22 protein-coding genes are annotated in these 22,687 nt (G+C 63.8%); 10 read left to right on the top strand and 12 right to left on the bottom strand.

Annotated elements, in window-relative coordinates; all coding sequences use genetic code 11:
* Window positions 1–68: 68 nt before the first annotated feature.
* The 3 genes from ACLRDN_RS00910 to gpmA all read right to left on the bottom strand — a co-directional run bounded on the left by ACLRDN_RS00910 (window position 69) and on the right by gpmA (window position 3,820).
* Complete coding sequence (locus ACLRDN_RS00910; protein WP_413458578.1) at window positions 69–1,565, bottom strand: S41 family peptidase; 1,497 nt, start codon at window positions 1,563–1,565, stop codon at window positions 69–71.
* 3 nt (window positions 1,566–1,568) lie between these two features.
* Window positions 1,569–2,948, bottom strand: a complete 1,380-nt coding sequence (locus ACLRDN_RS00905; protein ID WP_413460450.1) for a murein hydrolase activator EnvC family protein — start codon at window positions 2,946–2,948, stop codon at window positions 1,569–1,571.
* A 125-nt stretch (window positions 2,949–3,073) separates the two neighbouring features.
* Complete coding sequence (gene gpmA, locus ACLRDN_RS00900; RefSeq protein ID WP_006464885.1) at window positions 3,074–3,820, bottom strand: 2,3-diphosphoglycerate-dependent phosphoglycerate mutase; 747 nt, start codon at window positions 3,818–3,820, stop codon at window positions 3,074–3,076.
* A 160-nt stretch (window positions 3,821–3,980) separates the two neighbouring features.
* Between gpmA and ACLRDN_RS00895 the strand changes: the two genes are divergently transcribed.
* From ACLRDN_RS00895 to ACLRDN_RS00875, 5 genes are all read left to right on the top strand, one after another.
* Window positions 3,981–4,394 carry a rhodanese-like domain-containing protein gene (locus ACLRDN_RS00895; RefSeq protein WP_088757369.1) on the top strand — a complete coding sequence of 138 codons (414 nt, stop codon included), beginning with the start codon at window positions 3,981–3,983 and terminating at the stop codon, window positions 4,392–4,394.
* Entirely contained in the window at window positions 4,391–4,651 is a 261-nt protein-coding gene (grxC, locus tag ACLRDN_RS00890) for a glutaredoxin 3 (RefSeq protein ID WP_034340510.1), read from the top strand. Before ACLRDN_RS00895 ends, grxC begins: the two co-directional genes overlap by 4 nt.
* A 51-nt stretch (window positions 4,652–4,702) precedes the next feature.
* Window positions 4,703–5,197 carry a protein-export chaperone SecB gene (secB, locus tag ACLRDN_RS00885; RefSeq protein ID WP_413458577.1) on the top strand — a complete coding sequence of 165 codons (495 nt, stop codon included), beginning with the start codon at window positions 4,703–4,705 and terminating at the stop codon, window positions 5,195–5,197.
* A gap of 117 nt (window positions 5,198–5,314) precedes the next feature.
* Complete coding sequence (locus ACLRDN_RS00880; RefSeq protein ID WP_034340513.1) at window positions 5,315–5,764, top strand: SH3 domain-containing protein; 450 nt, start codon at window positions 5,315–5,317, stop codon at window positions 5,762–5,764.
* Window positions 5,765–5,781: 17 nt separating this feature from the next.
* Complete coding sequence (locus ACLRDN_RS00875) at window positions 5,782–6,786, top strand: NAD(P)H-dependent glycerol-3-phosphate dehydrogenase (RefSeq protein ID WP_413458576.1); 1,005 nt, start codon at window positions 5,782–5,784, stop codon at window positions 6,784–6,786.
* 162 nt (window positions 6,787–6,948) lie between these two features.
* Here the strand turns inward: ACLRDN_RS00875 and ACLRDN_RS00870 are convergent, their stop codons facing one another.
* From ACLRDN_RS00870 to ACLRDN_RS00845, 6 genes are all read right to left on the bottom strand, one after another.
* Window positions 6,949–7,203: a hypothetical protein gene (locus ACLRDN_RS00870; RefSeq protein WP_413458575.1), complete on the bottom strand. Its 255-nt coding sequence runs from the start codon at window positions 7,201–7,203 to the stop codon at window positions 6,949–6,951.
* 437 nt (window positions 7,204–7,640) lie between these two features.
* On the bottom strand, window positions 7,641–8,231 hold the full coding sequence (locus ACLRDN_RS00865; RefSeq protein WP_413458574.1) for a GNAT family N-acetyltransferase: 591 nt from the start codon (window positions 8,229–8,231) through the stop codon (window positions 7,641–7,643).
* Between the two features lie 67 nt (window positions 8,232–8,298).
* A complete protein-coding gene (locus ACLRDN_RS00860; protein ID WP_413458573.1) occupies window positions 8,299–8,946 on the bottom strand; it encodes an HAD family hydrolase in 648 nt (215 codons plus the stop codon).
* A gap of 58 nt (window positions 8,947–9,004) precedes the next feature.
* The gene (gene ccsB / locus ACLRDN_RS00855; protein ID WP_034340529.1) at window positions 9,005–10,159 is read right to left on the bottom strand and encodes a c-type cytochrome biogenesis protein CcsB; all 1,155 of its coding nucleotides are present in this window, start codon (window positions 10,157–10,159) and stop codon (window positions 9,005–9,007) included.
* Window positions 10,160–10,230: 71 nt separating this feature from the next.
* Entirely contained in the window at window positions 10,231–12,396 is a 2,166-nt protein-coding gene (locus ACLRDN_RS00850; RefSeq protein WP_413458572.1) for a cytochrome c biogenesis protein ResB, read from the bottom strand.
* Between the two features lie 278 nt (window positions 12,397–12,674).
* Window positions 12,675–13,337 carry a c-type cytochrome gene (locus tag ACLRDN_RS00845; RefSeq protein ID WP_413458571.1) on the bottom strand — a complete coding sequence of 221 codons (663 nt, stop codon included), beginning with the start codon at window positions 13,335–13,337 and terminating at the stop codon, window positions 12,675–12,677.
* Window positions 13,338–13,541: 204 nt separating this feature from the next.
* On the opposite strand from ACLRDN_RS00845, the gene yihA reads away from it, so the two are divergent.
* From yihA to ACLRDN_RS00825, 4 genes are all read left to right on the top strand, one after another.
* Entirely contained in the window at window positions 13,542–14,291 is a 750-nt protein-coding gene (gene yihA, locus ACLRDN_RS00840) for a ribosome biogenesis GTP-binding protein YihA/YsxC (protein WP_413458570.1), read from the top strand.
* Window positions 14,292–14,582: 291 nt separating this feature from the next.
* Window positions 14,583–15,602, top strand: coding sequence for a porphobilinogen synthase (hemB, locus tag ACLRDN_RS00835; protein ID WP_204726240.1), 1,020 nt, complete (start codon window positions 14,583–14,585; stop codon window positions 15,600–15,602).
* Window positions 15,603–15,628: 26 nt separating this feature from the next.
* A complete protein-coding gene (gene sigJ, locus ACLRDN_RS00830; RefSeq protein WP_413458569.1) occupies window positions 15,629–16,591 on the top strand; it encodes an RNA polymerase sigma factor SigJ in 963 nt (320 codons plus the stop codon).
* A 123-nt stretch (window positions 16,592–16,714) separates the two neighbouring features.
* Window positions 16,715–17,176 carry a carboxymuconolactone decarboxylase family protein gene (locus tag ACLRDN_RS00825; RefSeq protein WP_039789618.1) on the top strand — a complete coding sequence of 154 codons (462 nt, stop codon included), beginning with the start codon at window positions 16,715–16,717 and terminating at the stop codon, window positions 17,174–17,176.
* Between the two features lie 159 nt (window positions 17,177–17,335).
* Here the strand turns inward: ACLRDN_RS00825 and ACLRDN_RS00820 are convergent, their stop codons facing one another.
* The 3 genes from ACLRDN_RS00820 to ACLRDN_RS00810 form a co-directional block, all read right to left on the bottom strand.
* Complete coding sequence (locus tag ACLRDN_RS00820; protein ID WP_204726241.1) at window positions 17,336–18,547, bottom strand: ABC transporter substrate-binding protein; 1,212 nt, start codon at window positions 18,545–18,547, stop codon at window positions 17,336–17,338.
* A 118-nt stretch (window positions 18,548–18,665) separates the two neighbouring features.
* A complete protein-coding gene (locus ACLRDN_RS00815) occupies window positions 18,666–20,255 on the bottom strand; it encodes an aldehyde dehydrogenase (NADP(+)) (RefSeq protein WP_413458568.1) in 1,590 nt (529 codons plus the stop codon).
* A gap of 140 nt (window positions 20,256–20,395) precedes the next feature.
* The gene (locus ACLRDN_RS00810; RefSeq protein ID WP_413458567.1) at window positions 20,396–21,535 is read right to left on the bottom strand and encodes an iron-containing alcohol dehydrogenase; all 1,140 of its coding nucleotides are present in this window, start codon (window positions 21,533–21,535) and stop codon (window positions 20,396–20,398) included.
* Between the two features lie 204 nt (window positions 21,536–21,739).
* Between ACLRDN_RS00810 and ACLRDN_RS00805 the strand changes: the two genes are divergently transcribed.
* Complete coding sequence (locus ACLRDN_RS00805; RefSeq protein ID WP_413458566.1) at window positions 21,740–22,678, top strand: LysR substrate-binding domain-containing protein; 939 nt, start codon at window positions 21,740–21,742, stop codon at window positions 22,676–22,678.
* Window positions 22,679–22,687 lie beyond the last annotated feature (9 nt).

Raw genomic sequence — 22,687 nt, 5'->3', positions numbered from 1 at the left:
GGTTGAGATGAAAAAAAGGGCCGCTGGCAAGTGCTAGCGGCCCGATATGCCTGCCCGCAGGCAGCGTATTACTTGGTGGTGTCGATCTTCTCGGCGGGCGCCTTGTTGTCTTTGCGCTCGTCCTTCACCGGGGTGTCGTTCTTGCCTTCTTCATTGCGCACTTCCGGCTTGGCGTTGGAGACCTTCACCGGCAAACCCTTGAGCTGGTTCAGGGCCTGGGTCAGCTGGAAGTCATCCTTGCTGCCGAAGTCCAGCGGCTTGCGCTTCTTCTCGGCGGCGATCAGGCGTTCTTCCGATTGTTCATCCATGGCCTTGGCCTTGACCTCGGCGGACTTGTCGGTGTCGTTGGTGAGGTGCTTGGAGAGATCGGCTTCACGCAGGCGCAGGCCGTTCAGGCCATCGCCATCGGGGTATTCGTCCACCATGATGTCCGGCACGATGCCGCGCGCCTGGATGGAACGGCCCTTGGGCGTGTAGTAGCGGGCGGTGGTCAGCTTGACGGCGGTGTTCTTCTCCGGCGGCAGGGCGATGACCGATTGCACCGACCCCTTGCCGAAAGATTGCGTGCCCATGATGGTGGCGCGCTTGTAATCCTGCAGGGCACCGGCCACGATTTCGGAAGCCGAGGCCGAGCCGCTGTTGATCAGGACCACCATCGGCACCTTCTTGATGGCATCCGGCAAGCGCGACAGCGGATCCGACAGCGGGTTGGCGGCGTAATACTCGCGCTTGGCGTAGAAGGTCTGCTTGGAGCTCGGCAGCTGGCCATTGGTGGAGACCACCACCGAATCCTTGGGCAGGAAGGCCGCCGCCACGCCGATGGCGCCCGGCAGCACGCCGCCCGGGTCATTGCGCAGGTCCAGCACGATGCCCTTCAGGTTGGGTTCCTGGGCGTAGATGGCGGCCAGCTTCTTGGACATGTCGTCCACCGTCGGTTCCTGGAACTGGGTCACGCGCAGCCAGGCGTAGCCGGGTTCGACCACCTTGGACTTGACGCTCTGCACGCGGATCTCCTGACGGGTGATGGTCAGGATGACGGGCTTGTCTTCTTCCTTGCGGGCGATGGTCAGGGTGATCTTGGTGTTGGGTTCGCCGCGCATCTTCTTGACGGCTTCATCCAGGGTCAGGCCCTTGACCGGGGTGCTGTCCAGGCGGGTGATCAGGTCACCAGCCTTGATCCCGGCGCGGAAGGCCGGCGAATCCTCGATGGGGGAGATGACCTTGACGTAGCCATCCTCCATGCCGACCTCGATGCCCAGGCCCACGAACTTGCCCATGGTGCCTTCGCGCAGCTCCTTGTAGGCCTTCTTGTCCAGATAGGCGGAGTGCGGGTCGAGCGACGCGACCATGCCGGAAATGGCCTCGGTCAGCAGCTTCTTGTCATCGACCTGCTCGACGTAATCCGACTTGATGAGACCGAACACGTCGGCCATCTGGCGCAGCTCCTCCAGGGGCAGCGACGCCGTTGCATTCTTTTGCGCGATGGCGTCGAACTGAATCATCGCAGTGGCACCTGCCACCATGCCCAACCCGATCAAACCGATATTCTTGAGTTTGCTGCCCATGTGTCACCTAGAAGTTACCCACCCCTGTGGGTCGAATGCGCGGCCTTGATACCGCATTTCAAAGTATAAACCCGATTGCTCATTGCCGCCGCTGTTGCCTGCAGTGGCAATGGTTTCCCCGGTCTTGACCAGGTCACCGGCGCGTTTCAATACCGACTGGTTGTTGCCGTAAATGGTCATATACTGGTTGCCGTGATCGACGATGATCAGGTTGCCGAAACCACGCAACCAGTCCGCGAAGACCACGCGTCCTGCCGCCACCGCCCGCACTTCCGCGCCTTCCTGGGCGCGCAGGAACAGGCCCCGGCTGGTCGGTCCGTCGCCGCGGCGGCTGCCGAATTTCGATACCAGCTCGCCCCTGACCGGCAGGTGCAATTGTCCGCGCAGGCTGGCAAAGGGCTTGCCGAAATTGTCCGCCTGCGGCTCGGGCAGCGTGTCATTGCGCCCCAGTGAAGCCTGTTGCGGCGGTTCGTCATCATCGATGGCGTCGGCCGGATCGGGCATCTTCGGCGCCGGCTTGCCTTCCTTGGCGGCCTTGGCCGCTTCGGCGGCGCGCTTCTCGGCGCGGGCACGCTGCTCAGCCAGACGCTTCTCGCGTTCGGCCTTGGCTTTGGCCAATTGTTCCTGGCGACGTTTCTCGCGGGCTTCGGCTTCGGCCTTTTTCTGCTGCTCGATGATCTGCGCCAGCTTGTCCACCAGGCTGGAGAGGCGCTGCTGATCCTGCTCGATGCGGCCGGCTTCCTGGCGCTGGGCGTTGAGTTTGGTGGAAAGCTGCGAAAGCAAGCTCTGGCGGCGGCCCTTCTCGCGTTCCAGTACCTTTTTCTGTTCCTGTTCTTCCTGGGCGATTTCATCCAGTTCGAACTTGGCATTCTGGGTATCGGCCTTGTTGGCGCGGATCGCCTGCTGGTTGGCACGCAGCGTTTCAATCAGCTTGGCCTGGGCTTGCGAGACATAACCCATGTACTGCAGCTCGCGGTTGATGCGATTGGGATTGTCGCCCGAGAGCAGCAGCTTGATGCGATCTTCGTTGCCGGCCACGTATTGCTCGCGCAGCAGCTTGGAGAGCTGCGCCTGCTGGGCGTTGACCAGCGCGGTCAGTTCATTCAACTGCTTGACCAGCTGCGCCAGGCGCGCTTCGGTGGCCTGCTGTTCCTGCGCCAGGTCGCGCAGCGATCGATTGGCCTTGGAGATCGCCTGCTCAGAGGCGGCCAGGGCATCGGCGGCGTTGTCCTTGGCGGTCTCGGTCTGGTCGATATCGCGCTTGAGTGTGGTCAGGCGCTGCTGCAGGTCGGCCTGTTCCTTCTCGGCGGCCTGCTTCTGCCGGGTCCGCTCGGTGATGGGCTGGCCTTGCACCGCTACACACAGCAGCAGACCGGACACCATCGCGGCCAGCAAGCGAAAGACTCCCCGCGGCGCGCCCGACAGGAGAGCCTGGCGCGCCGGTGGAATGCACTTTCCGGAAAGGGACGCCTCCTGTGCGGCCGGCGTCTTGCTGGAGCAACGCAGTTTTATTTCGACTTCCCTTGATTGGCCACGGCCTTGAGCGCTGCTTCGATGGCGGACTGGTCGCCCAAGTAGTAGCTCTTGATGGGCTTGAGATCGGCGTCCAGTTCATAGACCAGCGGCTGGCCGTTGGGGATGTTCAGGCCGACGATGTCGTTGTCGCTGATGCCGTCCAGGTACTTGATCAGGGCACGCAGGCTGTTGCCGTGGGCCGAGATGATGATCTGCTTGCCGGCGCGGATGGCCGGGGCGATGGAATCATTCCAGGCCGGCAGCACGCGGGCAACCGTGTCCTTGAGGCATTCGGTCAGCGGCACCTGCTCGCGCGAGAGGCCGGCGTAGCGGGCGTCGCCGAAGGCATCGCGCTCTTCGCCCGGCGTCAGCGGGTTGGGCGGGGTATCGTAGCTGCGGCGCCAGACCAGCACCTGCTCGTCGCCGTACTGGGCGGCGGTCTCGGCCTTGTTCAGACCTTGCAGGGCACCGTAGTGGCGTTCGTTGAGGCGCCAGTCATTCTTGATCGGGATGTACATCTGGTCCATCTCGTCCAGCGTGGTCCAGAGGGTGCGGATGGCGCGCTTCAACACCGAGGTGTAGGCCAGGTCGAAGGAGAAACCGGCTTCCTTGAGCAGCTTGCCGGCCTGGCGGGCTTCGGCCACGCCCTTTTCGGTCAGGTCGACATCGACCCAGCCGGTGAAGCGGTTGGCCAGGTTCCAGGTCGATTCGCCGTGGCGCATGAATACGATTTTGTACATAGCAGGACTTGTATTGATGATGGATAAACCGCTGCGGCTGCCCCAAAGATCGACTACGCGAGACCGGGTGCACACCTTAAACTAGACTGTTCGGTCCGGATGCAAACCGCGAATGCTTCTATTTTATAATGCCGGGATTCAGTAAACTCATTGGACTGCCGTGAAATTCATCATCGACAATATTTTCCTGATCGCCCTGGCCTTGGTCTCGGGCGGTGCGCTGCTGGTTCCCTACCTGCAGCAGCGCGGCAACAAGCTGAGCCTCTTGCAGGCCACGCAGATGCTCAACCAGGGCAAGGTGCTGGTGCTGGATGTGCGTGATGCCGAGCAATTCGCCGCCGGCCACCTGCGCGACGCCCGCAACATTCCCTTGAAAGAGTTGCCGCAGCGCATCGGCGAGCTCGACAAGCTCAAGGGCCGCCCGGTCATCGTGGTGTGCCAGACCGGCACCCAGGCCAACCGTGCCGAAGCTTCCCTGAAGAAGGCCGGCTTCACCGAAGTCTACGGCTTGAACGGCGGCATCGCCGCCTGGCAGGGCCAGGGCCTGCCGCTGACCACCAAGGAGGCAAAATGAGCGCCCCCGTGACCATGTACTGCACCGCCGTGTGCCCGTATTGCATGATGGCCGAGCGTTTGCTGGCCAGCAAGGGAATCACGCAGATCGAGAAGATCCGCGTGGATCTCGAACCTCAGCAGCGTGAGCTGATGATGCAAAAGACCGGCCGCCGTACCGTGCCCCAGATCTATGTCGGCGACACCCATGTCGGCGGCTTCGATGACCTGAGCGCTCTGGACCGTGCCGGCAAGCTGGACCCGCTGTTGCAAGCCTGAGGCCAGCGCAGCAACTCCCCCCTATCGATTCACCGAACCTGAAAGAGATCCATGTCGGAACAGACCCAAGAAGCCCAAGAGCAACCCGTTTTCCAGATCCAGCGCGTCTACCTGAAGGATCTGTCGTTGGAACAGCCCAATTCCCCGGCCATCTTCCTGGAGCAGGAAGCCCCTTCGATCGAAGTGTCGGTGGACGTCGGTGCCGAAGCGTTGGCTGAAGGCGTGTTCGAATCGACCGTGACCATCACCGTGACCGCCAAGGTCAAGGACAAGGTCGCCTTCCTGGTCGAGGGCAAGCAAGCCGGCATCTTCGAGATCCGCAACGTGCCGGCCGAACAGTTGGACCCGCTGCTGGGCATCGGCTGCCCCAACATCATCTACCCGTACCTGCGCGCCAACATCGCCGACGCCATCACCCGCGCCGGTTTCCCGCCGGTGCACCTGGCCGAGATCAACTTCGAGGTGTTCTACCAGCAGCGCCTGCAGGCCCTGGCCGAGCAACAAGGCGCGACCCTGGTCAACAACGGCTCCACCGCCGTCAACTGATCGGGTTTCACCCCTGTCCGCCTGCCGCGCCAGCCGCATCCCCTGCGGCAGCCCGGCACGACAACGAGCCGCCGCAGCCTGTGCTGCGGCGCTTTCCCTTCTGCGGAGACCTTCACGATGAAACGCCTGCCCCTGATTCTTTGCGCCACCCTGCTCGGCGCCTTCATGGCCAAGGATGCCCTGGCCCTGGACTTCAAGTCGGTCGGCGCCTCGCCCGCCATCATGTACGATGCCCCTTCCGAAAAAGGCCGCCGCGTCTATGTCGCGCCGCGCGGCATGCCGGTCGAGGTGGTGCTGACCTATGGCGACTGGAGCAAGGTCAGGGATGCCGCCGGCACGCTGTCCTGGATCTCCTCCAAGGCCTTGACGCCCAAGCGCATGCTGGTGGTGTCGGTGGCCAATGCGCGCATCTTCAATGCCGCCGATGAAAGCAGCCCGGTGGTCTTCACGGCCGACAAGTCGGTCCTGCTGGAGATGCTGGAAAGCCCCAACAATGGCTGGGTCAAGGTCCGCCATCGCGACGGCCAGAGCGGCTTCGTGAAGGCCGGCGATGTCTGGGGCGATTGAGCGAAGAGCGGCCTGAAATGAAAATCACCATTCTGGGCGCTGGCGCATGGGGTACCGCGCTGGCCATTCCCTTGGCGCGCAAGCACCAGGTCGTGCTGTGGGGGCGCAATGCCCAGGCCATGCAGGCCGCCAGCGAGCAACGCGAAAACAGTCTGTACCTGCCCGGATTCCCGCTGCCGCCCGAACTGGCGGTGAGTTCGGACTTCGATGCCGCCGTGCGCCATGTCTGCGACGACCCCTCCGATTCGCTGCTCATTGCCGCGTCTTCGGTGTCCGGTCTGCGCGAGCTGGCGGGCCATCTGCGCGCCTATGCCATCCCCAACCTGGTTTGGCTGTGCAAGGGCCTGGAAGAAGGCACGCGCCTGCTGCCGCATCAGGTGGTGCAGGAAGTGCTGGGTTCGGCAGTGGCCGCCGGTGTCCTCTCCGGCCCTTCCTTTGCCCAGGAAGTGGCGCGTGGCCTGCCCTGCGCGCTGACCATCGCCGGTGCCGATGCGGCGCTGTGCGAGCGTGTGGTCGCGGCAGTGCACGGCAACAACATCCGCATCTATTCCAGCGATGACCTGGTGGGGGTGGAGATTGGCGGCGCGGTCAAGAACATCCTGGCCATCGCCACGGGCGTGGCCGATGGCCTGCAACTGGGCTTGAACGCCCGTGCCGCATTGATCACGCGCGGCCTGGCGGAGATCACGCGCTTGGGCGTGGCGCTGGGCGGACGTGCAGAAACCTTCATGGGACTCTCAGGGGTGGGCGATCTCATCCTCACCTGCACCGGCGACCTCTCGCGCAACCGGCGCGTGGGCCTGGGACTGGCTCAAAACAAAAAACTGGACGATATCGTCGCCGAACTCGGCCACGTGGCCGAGGGCGTGCGCTGCGCACAGGCGGTGCGGGCGCTGGCGCGCGAAAAAGGCATCGAAATGCCGATCACCGATGCGGTGGCGGCAGCCTTGTTCGATGGCGTGTCGGTGCAAGACATGGTGGCCCGGCTGCTGGCGCGGGATCCGCGCGAAGAAAGCCTTTAAGGCAGCCTCTCCCGCTCGCACACTGGGACGGGAGATTCACCAAACCTCACCTGAAAGTGAAGCGGAGAAAATGACAGCCGGAGCAGAAATGCCTCCGGCTGTTTTTTATCGCACGGGAGTTGCAAAGGATTCAGGCAGGATACCGCCTGAATCCGCCCTGTCTCAACGCGCGATGATGTCGCTTTCCATCTTGGGACGCTTGAAGCGCTGCGGCGAACCGCCTTCAAGCGCGTCATCCATCTGCTTGGAGATCTTGTCGTAACGCGCGCTGCAGTCATCGTCCTCATGGGCGGCTTCGGCACCCTTGAGGCGCTTGGCCAGACGGGTACTGCGCGCTTCCCCGCCCATGACGTATTGCTGGGCGGCGCGGCCGGCGTGGTTGTTGTTCGTGGTCTTGTTGCGTTGTATGGCTTGCATCGTATTTCCTCTTACGTCGCTGACGCTCAACGTTCTTCCATCCTGAGTTGTTGTTCGGAAGAACACGCAGCGCCCCGGAAGATGTTGCCTGCTGCCTTGATTCCGGGAGACTGCTCCAGATACAGAAGCACTGCTTTTCTTGACAGTGCTTTAGGTATGTAACGCCCGAGCGGCGTTTTGGAATACGCGAAAAGTCAGTATTTTGTCAGCCAAATCGAAATTACTCGACTGAAACAATTCCGTGCGGCTCTGCAAAAATGGCGCAAACCCGCAGCCGTCAAGGCTGACAGCGCTGTCAGAATGCGCCGGATTGTGCACTTTTACTGAACAAAAAAAGAGAAAAAAAAGTGTTGCGAAACGTATCTACCTTCACGTTACTCGACAAAAATACGACGGAAAACTTACTCCAAGGCATGTTTATCAAGCGCTGCGACAGCTCAGGCATGCACCGGAACCGGCAGGCCGAGGTCGCCCGGCACCAGTGAAAAAACCTTCGCATCACGTGGTTCGCCATGAAAGACCAGGCGATTGCGGGCCAGGCACTCCAGGGTGGCACCGGCCTTCTCGGCGACGCGCTGGCTGCGCAGGTTGCCCGCCTGGGCGACGATTTCCAGGCGGGTCAGTCCGGTTTTGGAAAAGGCGAAGGCCGCCGCCGCCCGCGCGGCCAGGGCCGCGATGCCACGGCCGGTGTAGCCCTCGCGTACCCAGTAGCCGAGGTTGGCCATCTGGTTCAGCTGGCTGACCTGGTTGATGGCCACCGAGCCGATCACCAGGCCGTTGCTGCGATCGATGATGTTGAAATCGTAAGCCGCGTGTACATGCCATTGCTCGATGGAGCGCTGCAGGAACAGCTTGGCGTCCAGCAGGCCGTAGTCGGGCGTGCACCAGGCTTCCCACTGGCCGATGGCCTCTCTGGACTGGCGCACGGCGTCATACAGCGCTGGCGCCTCGCGCAGGCCGAGCGGGCGCACTTCGATGGCGCGGTCGCAATGGATGATTTGCCGTTCGCGGTCTAGGGAGCGGAGCATGGAGGCCGAAGATGAATTTTCTTGCTGATCTTACCGAAATTGGGCGCTGCCGGAACTGTCCCTGGGGTCAGCCCAGTTGGGCCCGCAACTGGGCCAGATGGGTGATGACCGCCACTTCGGCTGGCAGCTCAGGATGTACGCCATGTTCCTGCAGGGCGATCACCCGCATGCCCGCCGCCAACCCGGCCTGCACGCCCGGCAGGCTGTCTTCCACCACAGCGCAGCGCTGCGGCGCCACGCCCAGCCGTTCTGCGGCAAACAGGAACAGGGCGGGATCGGGTTTCCAGCGTTGCACGTCGTAGGCGCTGAAGATGCGGCCGGCGAAATGCGGCAGCAGGCCGGTCACACGCAGGCACAGCTCGATCTTGTGATGCGGGGCGTTGGACGCCAGGGCAAAGGGCAGGTGCAGCTGCTCCACCATCGCGACGGCACCGCTGATGGGTTGCAGGTGCTGTTCCAGCATGCCGCCCATGAGGGCGCGCAGTTCCTGCTCGAAGTGGTCCGGCAGGGTCTGGCCATGCAATTGCTCGATGTGCGAGATGCACCACTTCATGCTCACGCCACGAAAGCGCGCCAGCGCCTCTTCCGGGCTGAGGGTGACACCGTAGCCGGCCACGTACTCGGACCAGGCCCGGGCAGCCACCACTTCGCTGTCGACCAGGGTCCCGTCACAGTCGAAGATGACCAGTTCGGGCGCGGCAGGGGGCTGATTCATCGTTGCTCCTTGTTGTTCGGGGGCGTTGGCCGCCCTCTTCAAGGAGCCGCCACCACCATCAAAGTTCGCCGTAGGAATGCAGGCCCGAGAGGAACATGTTCACACCCAGGAAGGCAAACGTCGTCACCAGCAGGCCCACCAGCGCCCACCAGGCGGCGGTGCGGCCACGCAGGCCCTTCATGAGGCGCATGTGCAGCCAGGCAGCATAGTTGAGCCAGACGATCAGGGCCCAGGTTTCCTTGGGATCCCACGACCAGTAGCCGCCCCAGGCTTCAGCGGCCCACAGCGCCCCCAGGATGGTGGCAATGGTGAAGAAGGCAAAGCCAACGGCGATGGCCTTGTACATCACGTCATCCAGCACTTCCAGCGTGGGCAGGCGATCGGCCAGGATGCCGCGCTCGCGCAGCAGGTAGGCCACCGCCACCATCGCGGCCAGGGCGAAGGTGCCGTAGCCGATGAAGTTGGCCGGCACGTGGATCTTCATCCACCAGCTCTGCAACGCCGGCACCAGCGGCTGGATCTCGGCCGCATCCCGCGAGACGGTATACCACATCAGGAATCCGACCGCTGCCGTAATGACGGTCAGCACGAAAGCACCCAGCTGCCGCGTGGCGTAACGTTCTTCGTAGTACAGGTAGAAAAGGGCCGTAATCAGGCAAAACAGGACGAAAACTTCATATAAATTGGAAATGGGGATGTGGCCCACATCCGGGCCGATCAGGTAGGACTCGTACCAGCGCACCATCATGCCGGTGAAGCCCAGCACCACGGCCGCCCAGCACAGGCGCGAGCCGATCGCGCTGCCGGTGCCGGCGGTGGTGGCCAGGCCGCCCCAGTAGAACAGTGTAGAGAGGCAGAACAGCGCGCTCATCCACAGGATCGCGGACTGGCTGGAGAGCATGTACTTGAGGAAGAATTTCTTGTCCGCCAGTTCCAGTGCGCCGCCATACATGGCGATGGCCCCCAGCGAAAGCACGGCGATCACCAGCATCAGCAGGCGAACCGGCTTCCAGTGCCAGCCCAGCCAGGCGAAGGTCGGTGCGGCCAGCAGCAGCACGGCCTTCTCGTAGTAATCCATATAGCTGCCGAAGCGCCCGAAGGCGTACAGTGATCCGGCCACCAGCGCGGCGGCGTAGATCCAGTCGACGAGACTGAGCCGCCGGAAAAAGCCCTGCTCTTGCTCGTAGGCCTGGTTTGCTTGGGTCAGTTGCATTGCGTTCTCCACTGCTGCTGTCCCGGACCATGGCCCGGGGGATCGCCGCCATTACCGGCGGCATGAAGGGTTCAGGCCGAAGGACCCGCGGCGGGCTGGCCCGCGCCGGTCAGACGGCTTTTCATCTGTTCGAATTCCTTGTCGAAGTCCAGCGTGCGGCGCTGCGTGCTCATGGCCAGCAGGGCCTGGCTGCCCTGGCCACCGGGGCCGGGCTTGATCCAGATCCACAGGCGCCGTTCACGAATGTACAGCATCGAGAATACGCCCAGTACCAGGAACAGGCAGCCCAGGTAGACCACCTTCTTGCCCGGTGAACGCGTCACCTGCAGCACCGAGGCCTTGATCTCCTCGAAACTGGTGAGCTGCAGGAACACCGGTGCCGGATAGAAGGCCGCATCGGCCAGGGCATTGATGGCCAGTTGCAGGTAGCGGCCATGCTTCTCGTCGCTGGCCACCGGAGCGAGGCCCTCTTGGGCGCGCGCGGCTTGCCACAGCTCCCACATGCTGCCGTTGAGGATCTTCATGAAGATGTCGGCGGCCTTTTCCTGTTCGGCTGCGGGCAGTTGCTCCAGGAAGCGCGTTACCGCGATGTAGCCGGAGACCTTGCCGTCGCCGGCAAAGATGGTCAGCCCGCGCAGGGCCGATTGCTCCAGTTGCTCGCGCAGCACGGGCGAGGCTTCGCGGCCGCTGCTGATGGCCTGCCGCGCATAGCGGCGTGCCGCTTCCTGGCGCAAAGCCGGATTGGCCAGGGCCGCGCGCAGGCGCATCCACTCGGCTACGCTGTCGTTGTCATCGGCGGGAATGCGCAGGTAGCGGAAGGGCTGGTCCGGCTGCTCGCGCATGCCGGCCAGGAACACGTCGGCACCATCGATGGGCAGCGACTGCATGTAGTTGAAGTATTCACGCGCCTGCCCGGTTTTATCGCGCAGCTTGTACTGCACGCTCGGGCCGACATTCTTGAAGTCCTTGCTGTTGGCGTTCTTGGCGCTGGAGCCCAGGTGTTTGTCCAGGCCGTCCATGAAGCCGCGATTGACATCCTTGCCCACGTTGACCGCGCGCGCATCGCCCGAGGTCGAGCCTGACGCCCGGCCGGATGCAGCCGCCTGCATGTTCTCGACGTTGAAGGGGCGGAAGCCGCTCCACTCGATGGTGTAGTCGCCGCTGCCGGAGGACAGCGGTGTGCTGCCGTTGATTTCGCCGGACAGGTCGAAGTGGCTGTTGCTGCCGCCGCGCATCGGGTAGGCGACCAGCTTGAGCTTGCTGCCGCCGTCCTCGAAGCTGGACTGGTAAATGGCCACGCCCTTGTAGATCAGCGGCTCATTGACCTTGATGGTAGCGGCGGTTTCCTTGCCGGTTTCATGGTCGCGCACCACCACTTCGCTGGCGAAGAGCTTGGGCATGCCGGTCGAGTAGAAATCGATGATGAAGCGCTTCAACTGGATGGTGAAAGGCAGGTCCTGGATCATCACGCCATCCTTCTGCGGGATGATGGCGGTGCTGCTGCTGGAGCCCTCCGGAATGAGCGTGTTGCCGCGGAAAGTCGGGTTGTTCAGGCCCAGGCGATAGCGTTCGGGGATCTCGGAAATGATGCCATTGCCGGCAAAGGCCGACTTGCCGTAGAACCATTGCTGGAAACGGATCGGCAGATCCGAATCGAGCAGGCCGCCCAGGCAGATGATGACGATGGCCGCGTGCGCGAAGATGTAACCCCACTTGTTGGCCGCGCCCTGCTTGGCCGCCAGCAGCGTGCCGCCTTCCTTGTCGGCCAGCTTGGTCTTGTAGCCGCGCGCGCCGACCTGGCGCTGCAGCCGTGCCGCAGCCTCGGCCGGGCCTTCAGTGGTCGTCCATTCATGCTTGTGATGGAAATTGCGCAGCGACTGCTCGCGCACGTTGTCGCGCCAGCTCTTCACATCGCGCAGCATCTTGGGCGCATTGCGGGCGATGCACAGCGAGGTCGACAGCACCAGGAAGCCCATGATCAGCAGGAACCACCAGGCCGAATACACCGCATACAAGCCGGCCTTGCCGAAGATCTCGAACCAGAACGGACCGAACTGGTTCACGTAGTTGGGCATCGGTTCGTTCTGCTTCATGACCGTCCCGATCACCGAGGCGATGGCGATCAGGGTCAGGAGGCTGATCGCAAAGCGCATCGATGAGACCAGTTCCACGGCCTCGCCGAGCCAGCGTTGGCGGGTCCTGATCTGGATTCCTTGGGTACTGCTGCCCGTCGTCATATTCCTGCCTTACCGGACCGGGCCTGCCGGTTCCGCTTACCTTGGGGGGATCGCCTTGCCGGCCGGCAAAGCGATGCGAACCCGGATTTTACCGCTCCGGGGGAAAGTCCGTGATACGCGCCTGCGTAATCCGGGTATGCCGGGGCGATTATCTGGTCCGGCGGGAAGGCATCATGCCGTGTTGGACGATGTTTCACCACGACGTGCGTCAAGCTGCATGAAAAAAGGCGGCACGCCGGCCGCCTCTTTCCTGCCCGCGCCGTGTGGCGGCAGGCTGATTACTTCAGGCCGGCGATGTAGTCGGCCACGGCCTTGATCTCCTTGTCCGACAGGCGATCGGCGATGGCGGTCATCTGGGCGCTGTTGGTGCGCGCACCGCCACGGAAGTTGGTCAGCTGGGCTACCGTGTAATCCTGATGCTGGCCGGCCAGGCGCGGATACTGGGCCGGGATGCCGGCACCATTGGGGCTGTGGCAGCCGGCACAGGCCGGCACGTTCTTGGAGGCGATGCCGCCGCGCCAGATGTGCTTGCCCAGCTCAATGGTGTCCTTGTTCTTGGCGGCGCCCGGCTTGGGGGCCTGCGCGGCCAGGTAGGCGGCGACGTTGTGGATGTCGTCATCCGAGAGCGCCTTGGCCAGCGGCGACATCACCGGGTTGTTGCGGTCAGGGGTACGGAAGTTGAGCAGCTGCTTGGCGATGTAGGCCTCATGCTGGCCGGACAGCTTGGGATTCTGGGTGATGGTCGAATTGCCGGCTGCGCCGTGGCAGGACACGCAGGCCACGATGTTGCGGGCATTGTCGCCATTGGTGTAGAGGGCTTCCCCCTTGGCCGGATCGGCCTTGATCGGGGCTTTCTTGTCATCGGCCGCATGGGCCGCCGAGGACACTGCCAGCACGGCAGCAAGAACGGTATACAACAGTGGGGAAAAGGCACGGTTCATTCGTCACCCTAATACTTATTGTGGAATTGAGAGATTTTGCCCGTTCGGCGGCTGGCTGCCCCCTGCCCAAATGCCCGTTGTTTGACCTGTCTCCAATGGCCGCCATATTTTTTGCTTGCTTGGCGTCAACGAGGCGCTGGGTTTCGGGCCATTGTACAATAGCTTCTCCGCGTTTTTCCCTCCTCTTTCGGATTTCCCCCCACCATGTCGCAACTTTGGCAAGCCCGTTTCTTCACCACCGTCAATCACCTGCGGGACCTGCCCAAGACCAGTGTGCCGGAAATCGCCTTCGCCGGCCGTTCCAACGCCGGCAAATCCAGTGCCATCAACGTACTGTGCAACCAGAAGCGCCTGGCCTTCGCCTCCAAGACACCGGGACGCACCCAGCACATCAACTATTTCTCGCTGGGCGGCGCCCACGTCGGCCAGCACCGCAATGACGAGGCGCGCCCCGACGAGATCCGCGCCATGCTGGTGGACTTGCCCGGCTATGGCTACGCCGAGGTCTCCGGCTCGGCCAAGCATCACTGGCAAGCCCTGCTGGGGGATTACGTGCGCCAGCGCGAGCAGCTGGCGGCGCTGGTGATGATCGTCGATTCGCGCCGTCCTTTCACCGACCTGGATATCCAGATGATCGAGTGGTTCGCCCCCACCGGCAAACCCATCCATTGCATCCTGAGCAAGGCTGACAAGCTCAACCGCAACGAATCCACCAATGCCCTGCGCCAGGCCCAGACCTTCCTGCAAAGCTATGTGGATGCGGATGGCCAGCCCTTCCCGTTCACGGCCCAGCTGTTCTCGGCCTTGAAGCGCATCGGTCTCGATGAAGCCAACGACAAGATCCTGGAGCTGGCCGGCCTGAACCAGCCAGTTGAGACGGCCGAGCCGGTGGCACCGGCTGCGCTGGCAAATGAAGCTGCTGGCAGCGCCGACAGCAACATCCCGCAAGCCTGATCGCCGACAAGGCAAGATCTTTCCGGACGGAGCACAACGCATGAATAAAAAAACCCCGGAGAACAGGGAAATTCTCCGGGGAAGAACGCCTTTCGCTTGCGCGATCAGCCCCGCTCAGGGAGGGAAGGGGAAGCGGGAGGTGAAAAAATCACCTGCCGACAAGATAATGTAAGCCACGGAAATTGGAGCAGATTTGCAATCAAAGGAATCAAATCTCCGAAGATAGCGATATTTGCCTCGAAATAATTCCAAGATAGCCTCAAATAACATCTAATTTTTGAAAGCTGACCTATGTCCTTGACCGATTTCAGTTCCAACGCCGGCTACCCTGCCCTGCGCATGCGCCGCATGCGCCGCGACGCTTTTTCGCGCGCCCTGATGGCCGAAAACGTCATCACCAGTGCCGACCTGATCTACCCCGTGTTTGTGCAGGAGGGCCAGAACCTGCGCACCCCCGTGGCCTCGCTGCCGGGCGTGGAGCGCCTGTCGCTGGATACGCTGTTGCCGGTGGCGGAGGAATGCGTGAAGCTGGGCGTGCCGGTGCTGGCGCTGTTCCCGGTGATCGATCCGGCCCTGAAGACGCCCGACGGCATCGAAGCCACCAACCCCGACGGCCTGGTACCGCGCGTGGTGCGCGCTTTGAAAGACCGCTTCCCCGAACTGGGCGTGCTGTGCGACGTGGCACTGGACCCCTACACCAGCCACGGCCAGGACGGCGTGCTCGACGAAACCGGCTACATCCTCAACGATGAAACCATCGCGCTGCTGGTCAAGCAGGCGCAAACCCAGGCCGATGCCGGCGTGGACGTGGTGGCCCCCTCGGACATGATGGACGGCCGCATCGCCGCCATCCGCGCCATGCTGGAAACCCAAGGCCACATCTATACCCGCATCATGGCCTACTCGGCCAAGTACGCCTCGGCCTTCTACGGCCCCTTCCGTGACGCCGTGGGCTCGGCCGCCAACCTGGGCAAGGGCAGCAAGGCCACCTACCAGATGGATCCAGCCAACAGCGACGAAGCCCTGCGCGAAGTGGCGCTGGACCTGCAGGAAGGTGCCGACATGGTGATGGTCAAGCCAGGCATGCCCTACCTGGACATCGTGCGCCGCGTGAAGGATGAATTCCGCGTGCCCACCTTCGCCTACCAGGTCAGCGGCGAATACGCCATGATCAAGGCCGCCGCCCAGAACGGCTGGCTGGACCACGACAAGACCATGATGGAAGCCATGATGGCCTTCAAGCGCGCTGGCGCCGATGGCGTGCTGACCTACTTCGCGCTGGACATCGCGCGCAAGCTCAAGCAGGGCTGACCGCTTTGCCACCCCCGGCCCCGCCGATGACCGACGACCCCGCGCTCGTCCAGTTCTCGCAGCTGCGGCCACGCCTGTTTGGCGTGGCCTACCGCATGCTGGCCTCGCGCAGCGAGGCCGACGACGTCCTGCAGGACGCCTGGCTGCGCTGGCACGCCCAGGACAAGTCGGTCCTGGACTCGGCCGAAGCCTGGCTGGTGACGGTGGTGACCCGCCTGTGCATCGACCGCCTGCGCCAGCTGCAGCAGGAGCGCCAGCACTACGTCGGCCACTGGCTGCCGGAGCCGCTGGTGGGACTGGCCGAACCGGCGCCGGAGATCGACCTGTTCGGCGCGGCCCGCCTGGCTCCCTCGCCGGAAGCCCTGCTGGAGCAGCAAAGTGACGTTTCCTTCGCCTACCTCCTGCTGCTGGAGCGCCTCAAGCCCGAGGAACGCGCGGCCTTCCTGCTACGTGAAGTATTTGACAACGACTACCCCGACATCGCTGCCATCCTGCAGAAGTCCGAGGCCAGTTGCCGCCAGCTGGTGCATCGCGCCCGCGAGCGCCTGGCGCGGCAGGAGGCCGATGGCGTCGCCCGCCCCGCCGTGCGCGCCGCTTCCAGCCACGTCACGCGCGAAACCCACGCCCTGCTGCTGGAGAAATTCATGCAGGCCGTGCAAAGCGGCCAGCGCGAGGCCATGCTGGGCCTGCTGGCCGAGGATGCGCGCCTGATCAGCGACGGTGGCGGCAAGGTGGCCTCGTTCCCGCACCCGCTGGCCGGTGGCGAGCGCATCTCCTGGCTGTACTACGCCAATGTGCGGCGCTTCGCCCAGCGCATCGTCTATCGCGCGGCCTGGATCAACGGCAGCCCGGGCTTGCTGCGCTACGTCGATGGTGCGCTGGAATCGGCCCAGGTACTGGAATCGGATGGCCTGCGCATCCACGCCATCTATGTGGTGCGCAACCCCGACAAGCTGGCCGCCATCGCACAGCAGAACACGGCACCCTGAGATTTTTCAGGTTTCTTCATTTATTTTTCATCGGATCTGTCACAAGGGGCGAGCCCGCTCCGTCTAGAAGGGGAACAGCGGCGATTGGCGTCGTTGTCACCTTATCCCCGATGGAGAATCCTCATGTCCGACTTCAAGCAACGCCTGCCCCACGCCAAGCTCGCCGCTCCTGCCTTCAATGCCCTGCTCAAGGCCAGCGAAGTGGTGCACCAGAGCGGTGTCGATCCCAAGCTGCTGGAACTGGTATTCCTGCGCGTGTCACAGCTGAACGGCTGCGCCTTCTGCACCGACATGCATTCGCATGACCTGCTGCAAAAGGGCGAAGACCAGCAGCGCTTGAACACCCTGGCGGCCTGGCGCGAGATCGCCTTCTTCACCGAGGCCGAACGCGCCGCGCTGAACTGGGCCGAGCGTTTCACCCACCTGCACCAGCCCGATGCCGAGAAGGAAGACGCCGCCTTCGCCCTGCTGCAGCAGCACTTCAACGATACCGAGATCGCCAACCTGACCTTCGCGGTCGCCATCATCAACGCCTGGAACCGGCTGGGCGTGGCCATGCGCCCGCAGGCTCCGCGCCGCGCCTGATCGGCCCACCGGCATCTCACACAGGTGAAAAAAAACGCACCCGGGTCACCCGGGATGCGTTGAACATGGTCCGATCCACATCAGACTTCTTGCTCAAAACCTGGCCGGCGGCGGCTTCACCAGCGCCACCCGGCTTGATGCTTCATGGCGTAGGTGCGCTCACTTCCACAGTGCGCACTTGGATTCCGCCTTGGTCATGTAGGCTTGCTCGCCGGGGATGGTCTGCACCAGCTTGTAGTAATCCCATGGGCGCTTGGATTCGGAAGGTTTCTTCACTTCCATCAGGTACATGTCGTGCACCATGCGGCCGTCCGGGCGCACCACGCCATTGCTGGTGAAGAAATCCTTGATGCGGTTCTTGCGCAGGTAGTCCATGACCTGGTCGGCATCGGTACTGCCCACGGCCTTGACCGCCTTCAGATACTGGCCCACGGCCGACGCGTCACCGGCCTGGAACATGGACGGCATCTTCTTCATCTTCAGGAAGTAGCGATTGGCCCAGGCACGGCTCTCATCGTTCAGGTCCCAGTACCAGCCATCGGTGAGGTACATCCCTTGCGTCATCTGCAGACCCAGCGAATGGGTATCGTTGATGAAGATCAGCAGGCCGGCCAGCTTCATGGTCTTGTTCACGCCGAATTCATTGGCGGCCTTGATGGCATTGATGACATCGCCCCCGGCCACGGCCAGCCCCAGGATCTGCGCCTTGGAGGACTGCGCCTGCAACAGGAAGGACGAGAAATCCGACGTCGCCAGCGGCACGCGGGTCGCACCGATGACATTGCCGCCATTGCTCTTGACGACCTCGCTGGTGTCCTTCTCCAGCGAGGTGCCGAAAGCATAGTCCGCCGTCAGGAAATACCAGGACTTGCCGCCCTGGCGCGTGATGGCCGCACCCGTGCCGCGCGCCAGGGCCGTGGTGTCGTAGGCGTACTGGACGGTGTAGGCATTGCACTCCTCATTGGTCTGGCGGGTGGTGCCGGCACCGACCGAGATGAAGACCTTCTTCTTCTCGCCCGCCACCTTGCCCATGGCCAGGCTGGCAGCCGAGTTCACGCCGCCGACCAGCATGTCCACGCCATCGCGGTCGAACCATTCGCGGGCCTTGTTGGCGGCGATGTCGGCCTTGTTCTGGTGGTCGGCAAAGACCAGTTCCACTTTCTTGCCATTGATGGTGCCGCCGGCGTCGGCAATGGCCATGCGGATGGCTTCGACGCCGCCCTGGCCGTCGAAGTCGGCATAGGTGCCGGACATGTCGGTGATGAAGCCGATCTTGATGGTGTCGCCCGCCGCCTGGGCGGATGGCAGGGTGGCTGCGCCCAGCAGGGCACAGGCGGCCGACAGCGCGGCGCGCCGGATGAATGCGGTCATGGGGTCTCCTCCTTTGGGGGTCCTGGAATGTGATTCTTGTTGCGACCCCGCAATCGAGTGCGGGGAAGGTCCTGCGGGACCGGCAGTGCCTCGCCGGTCCGGTCCTGCTTGTGGATGATCAGCCGACGGTAGCGCGCGTCTGTTCGCCATCGACCAGGCGCATCAGGCCCAGCGGGTTGGCGTTCTGCAGCGCGGCCGGCAGCATCGCGTCCGGGTAGTTCTGGTAGCACACCGGGCGCAGGAAGCGCTCGATGGCCAGCGTGCCCACCGAGGTGCCACGGGCGTCGGAGGTGGCCGGATAGGGGCCGCCGTGGACCATCGCATCGCACACCTCGACGCCGGTCGGGAAGCCGTTCAGCAACAGGCGGCCGGCCTTCTGTTCGAGGATGGCGATGAGGTCCTGGTTGCCTTGCAGGTCGCCGATTTCGGCTTGCAGGGTGGCGGTCAGCTGGCCGTTCATCTTGGCGGCGAAGTCCAGCAGTTGCTCACGGCTTTCCAGCTCGACGATCACGGTGGAGGGGCCGAAGACTTCTTCTTCCAGCGGCGCTTCCTTGGAGAACAGCAGGGCCGCATCGGCCTTGAACAGGTGCGGCACGGCCTGGGTATAGCTGGTGCCGCCGGTGGCGATGACCTTCACGCCGGGCAGCTGGGTCAGGCGCGCCACGCCACCGTTGTAGTGGGTCAGGCCGCCGCTGTTGAGCATGGTGGCCGGGTTGGTGCCACCGAAGGCGGCCGACAGCTTCTCGATGAAGGCGGTCAGTTCCGGCGAACGCACGCCCAGCAGCAGGCCGGGGCTGGTGCACAGCTGGCCCACGCCGACCGTGACCGAGCCGGCCAGGTCCTTGGCGATGGCGTCACCGCGTACCTTCAGGGCTTCGGACATCAGGATGATGGGGTTGATGCTGGACATCTCGGCAAACACCGGGATCGGCTGCGGACGGGCGGCGGCCATGTCGCACAGGGCGCGGCCACCACGCAGCGAGCCGGTGAAGCCGACGGCCTGGATGCCGGCGCTCTTGACCAGCTGGGCACCGACGCGATCACCGTAGATCATGTTGAAGGTACCGGCCGGCATGCCGGTCTTCTTGACGGCGCGCTCGATGGCGTTGGCCACCAGTTCGGAGGTGACCAGGTGGCCGCTGTGGGCCTTGAACACCACCGGGCAGCCGGCGGCCAGCGCGGCAGCAGTATCGCCACCGGCCACCGAGAAGGCCAGCGGGAAGTTGCTGGCGCCGAACACGGCCACCGGACCCACGCCGATCTTGTACTGGCGGATGTCCGGGCGCGGCAGCGGCTGGCGTTGCGGCAGGGCGGTATCGATGCGGGCACCGTAGAAGTCGCCACGGCGCAGGACCTTGGCGAACAGGCGCATCTGGCCGCTGGTGCGGGCGCGTTCGCCGGCCAGGCGCGGGGTGGCCGGCAGGGCGGTTTCACGGGCCACGGCGGCCAGGAAGTCGTCGCCCAGGGCATCGATCTCGTCGGCGATGGCTTCCAGGAACAGCGCGCGCTGTTGAGCCGGAACGGCGCGGTACAGCGGATAGGCCTTCTCGGCTGCATCCACGGCGGCAGCGACTTCGTGCTCAGTGGCGGTCAGGAAAGGGGTTTCAAAGAGGGCGCCGGTGGCCGCGTCCGCGCTGTGCAGGGCGACGTCGCCCTGGCCGCTGCGCTGGCCGCCGATGTAGTTGTGTCCTAGGATCTTGTCGCTCACGTTGTGCTCCTGCTGGTGTCGTTGATGCCGCCCGGGGCCGGGTCAGGCAAGAAAGCTGCGCCCGCGCGAGGCAGGAGCAGCTGAGGGGGAAATGCGCAGCAGGCAGATGGTGGCCTGCCGGCGCTGTTCATTGTCGGCCATCACATGGATTGCTGCAGCATGTTCAGGTAATCCTGTTCCGAGGCTTCGCGCGGGTTGGTCTTGTGGCTGTGATCAGCCAGGGCTCCCTTGATGATCTGCGGGAACAGGGACTCGCTCACGCCCAGCTCGCGCAGGCCGGCCGGCAAGCCGAGGCGGCGGCTCATGTCGCGGATGGCCGGGCCGATCCCGGCACCGCTGGCCAGGCCCATGGCGTGGGCCATGCGCGCCATCTTGTTGTCCTTGACCATGCTGGGCGCGCTTTCGTTGAAGGCGATGATGGCCGGCAGGAAGATCGCATTCAGGGTGCCATGGTGCAGCTTGGGATTGATGCCGCCCAGCGAGTGCGACAGGCTGTGCACGCAACCCAGCCCCTTCTGGAAGGCCATGGCGCCCTGCATGGAGGCGCTCATCATGTTCAGCCGCGCTTCGCGGTCACCCGGTTCACGGGTGGCGCGCTCGATGTGCGCCCAGGCGCGCCAGAGGCCATCCAGCGCGATACCGTCGGCGGGCGGGTTGAAGGCCGGGGCCATGAAGGTTTCCAGGCAGTGCGCGATGGCATCCATGCCGGTGGCGGCCGTCATCAGCGGCGGCAGGCCCCGGGTCAGTTCGGGGTCGCAGAGGGCCAGCTTGGGCACCAGGTGCGGCGAGATGATGCCGACCTTGCGGCCATCGTCGAGGATCAGGATGGCGCCACGGCCGACTTCGCTGCCGGTGCCGGCGGTGGTCGGGATGGCGATCACCGGGGCGGTCTTGGCCGTGATGTTGGCCAGGCCGCCTTCGATGAGCGCAAAGGATTTCAGCGGGCCTTCGTGGGTACCGCAGACGGCCACGCCCTTGGCCAGGTCGATCGAGGAACCGCCGCCAACAGCCACGATGCCATCGCAGCCATGCTCGCGGAACAATGCCACGGCAGCGCGCACGGCACCCTCATTGGGGTTGGGCGGGGTCTGGTCATAGACCACGGTGGCGGCACCGTCCTTCAACTGGGCCAGGACCTTGTCCAGCAGGCCGGCGTTGCGGATGCCCGGGTCGGTCACCACCAGCGGCTTCTTGATGCCCAGGCGGTCGCATTCCTGCTGCAGCAGCGCCAGCGCGCCGTAGTCGAACTGGACCTGGGTAATGTAGTTGATGAGTGCCATTACATAGCCTTGATTTATAGATGTCTCCACCGGGTCTGCCATCGGCGGGCTTGCTCCGAAACCCTGCAGAAGCCGATGCTTCCCAATGGGGACCGGCTTTGGAAAGCCAGACTCTAAGCCATCAAGGGGCGCTTGGCTAATGAGAGCTGTTGATATGGGTATAACCAGCGCTCATACTAGCGACTTCTTTGAGGAGGATTTTCCATGCACACCACCTTGCCCTCGCTGGCCTCCATCACTTCGCGCCTGCACCTGCGGCAGTTGCGGCTGCTCATCGCACTGTCCGACCATGGTTCCCTGCTCAAGGCGGCCGAGCAGGTGGCGCTGACCCAGCCGGGGGCGAGCAAGGCTTTGCAGGAAATCGAAAGCACGCTCGGTGCGCAATTGTTCACCCGTACCAATCGCGGCCTCGAGGCCACCGAGCTGGGCCATTGCGTGATCCGCTATGCGCGGCTGATCCAGACCGACCTGACCCACCTGCGTGAAGAAATGTTATCCATCATGCAAGGCCATGGTGGACGGCTGGCGGTGGGCACCATCATGGGGGCGGTACCGCTCTTGACGGATGCGCTCACGCAATTGCTGGAGGCGCATCCGACCCTGTCCGTGGAAATTGTGGAAGACACCAGCGCCCGCCTGCTGCGCCTGCTGGATCAGGGGCGGCTGGACCTGGCGATCTGCCGCACCAGCATCAGCCAGCGCCCGGATCTCTATGACGCCTTCAACATCCACGAGGAAGAGCTGGCCGTGGTGGCCAGCGTGCAGCATCCGCTGGCGGAAGCGAGCAGCCTGCAACTGGCGGACCTGGCCGATTCGCGCTGGGTGGTCTATTCGGCCAACATGCCAATGCGGCTGACGCTGGAGCGTGAATTCCATGATGCCGACCTGCGCTTCCCGCTGCACCTGATGGAAACCACCTCGGCCTTCACCACCTTGTCGCTGCTGCAGAAGAATCCGCACTTCGTGGCGCTGCTGTCGGTGGATGTGGCGCAGTTCTGCACGCGCTTCGGCATGACGCGCATCCTGCCGCTGAAGCTGCATACGCGCAGCGAGCCCTATCAGCTGGTGACGCGGCGCGGTACGCTCCTGTCGCCGGTGGCGCGGTTGTTCGTGGATGGATTTGCGCGAGCGGTGGCGGGCTGACTAGGCCGA

This window comes from Herbaspirillum huttiense (assembly GCF_047300815.1).
Classification (GTDB): Bacteria; Pseudomonadota; Gammaproteobacteria; order Burkholderiales; family Burkholderiaceae_D; genus Herbaspirillum; species Herbaspirillum huttiense_A.
This window is presented reverse-complemented; position numbering and strand designations above follow the sequence as displayed.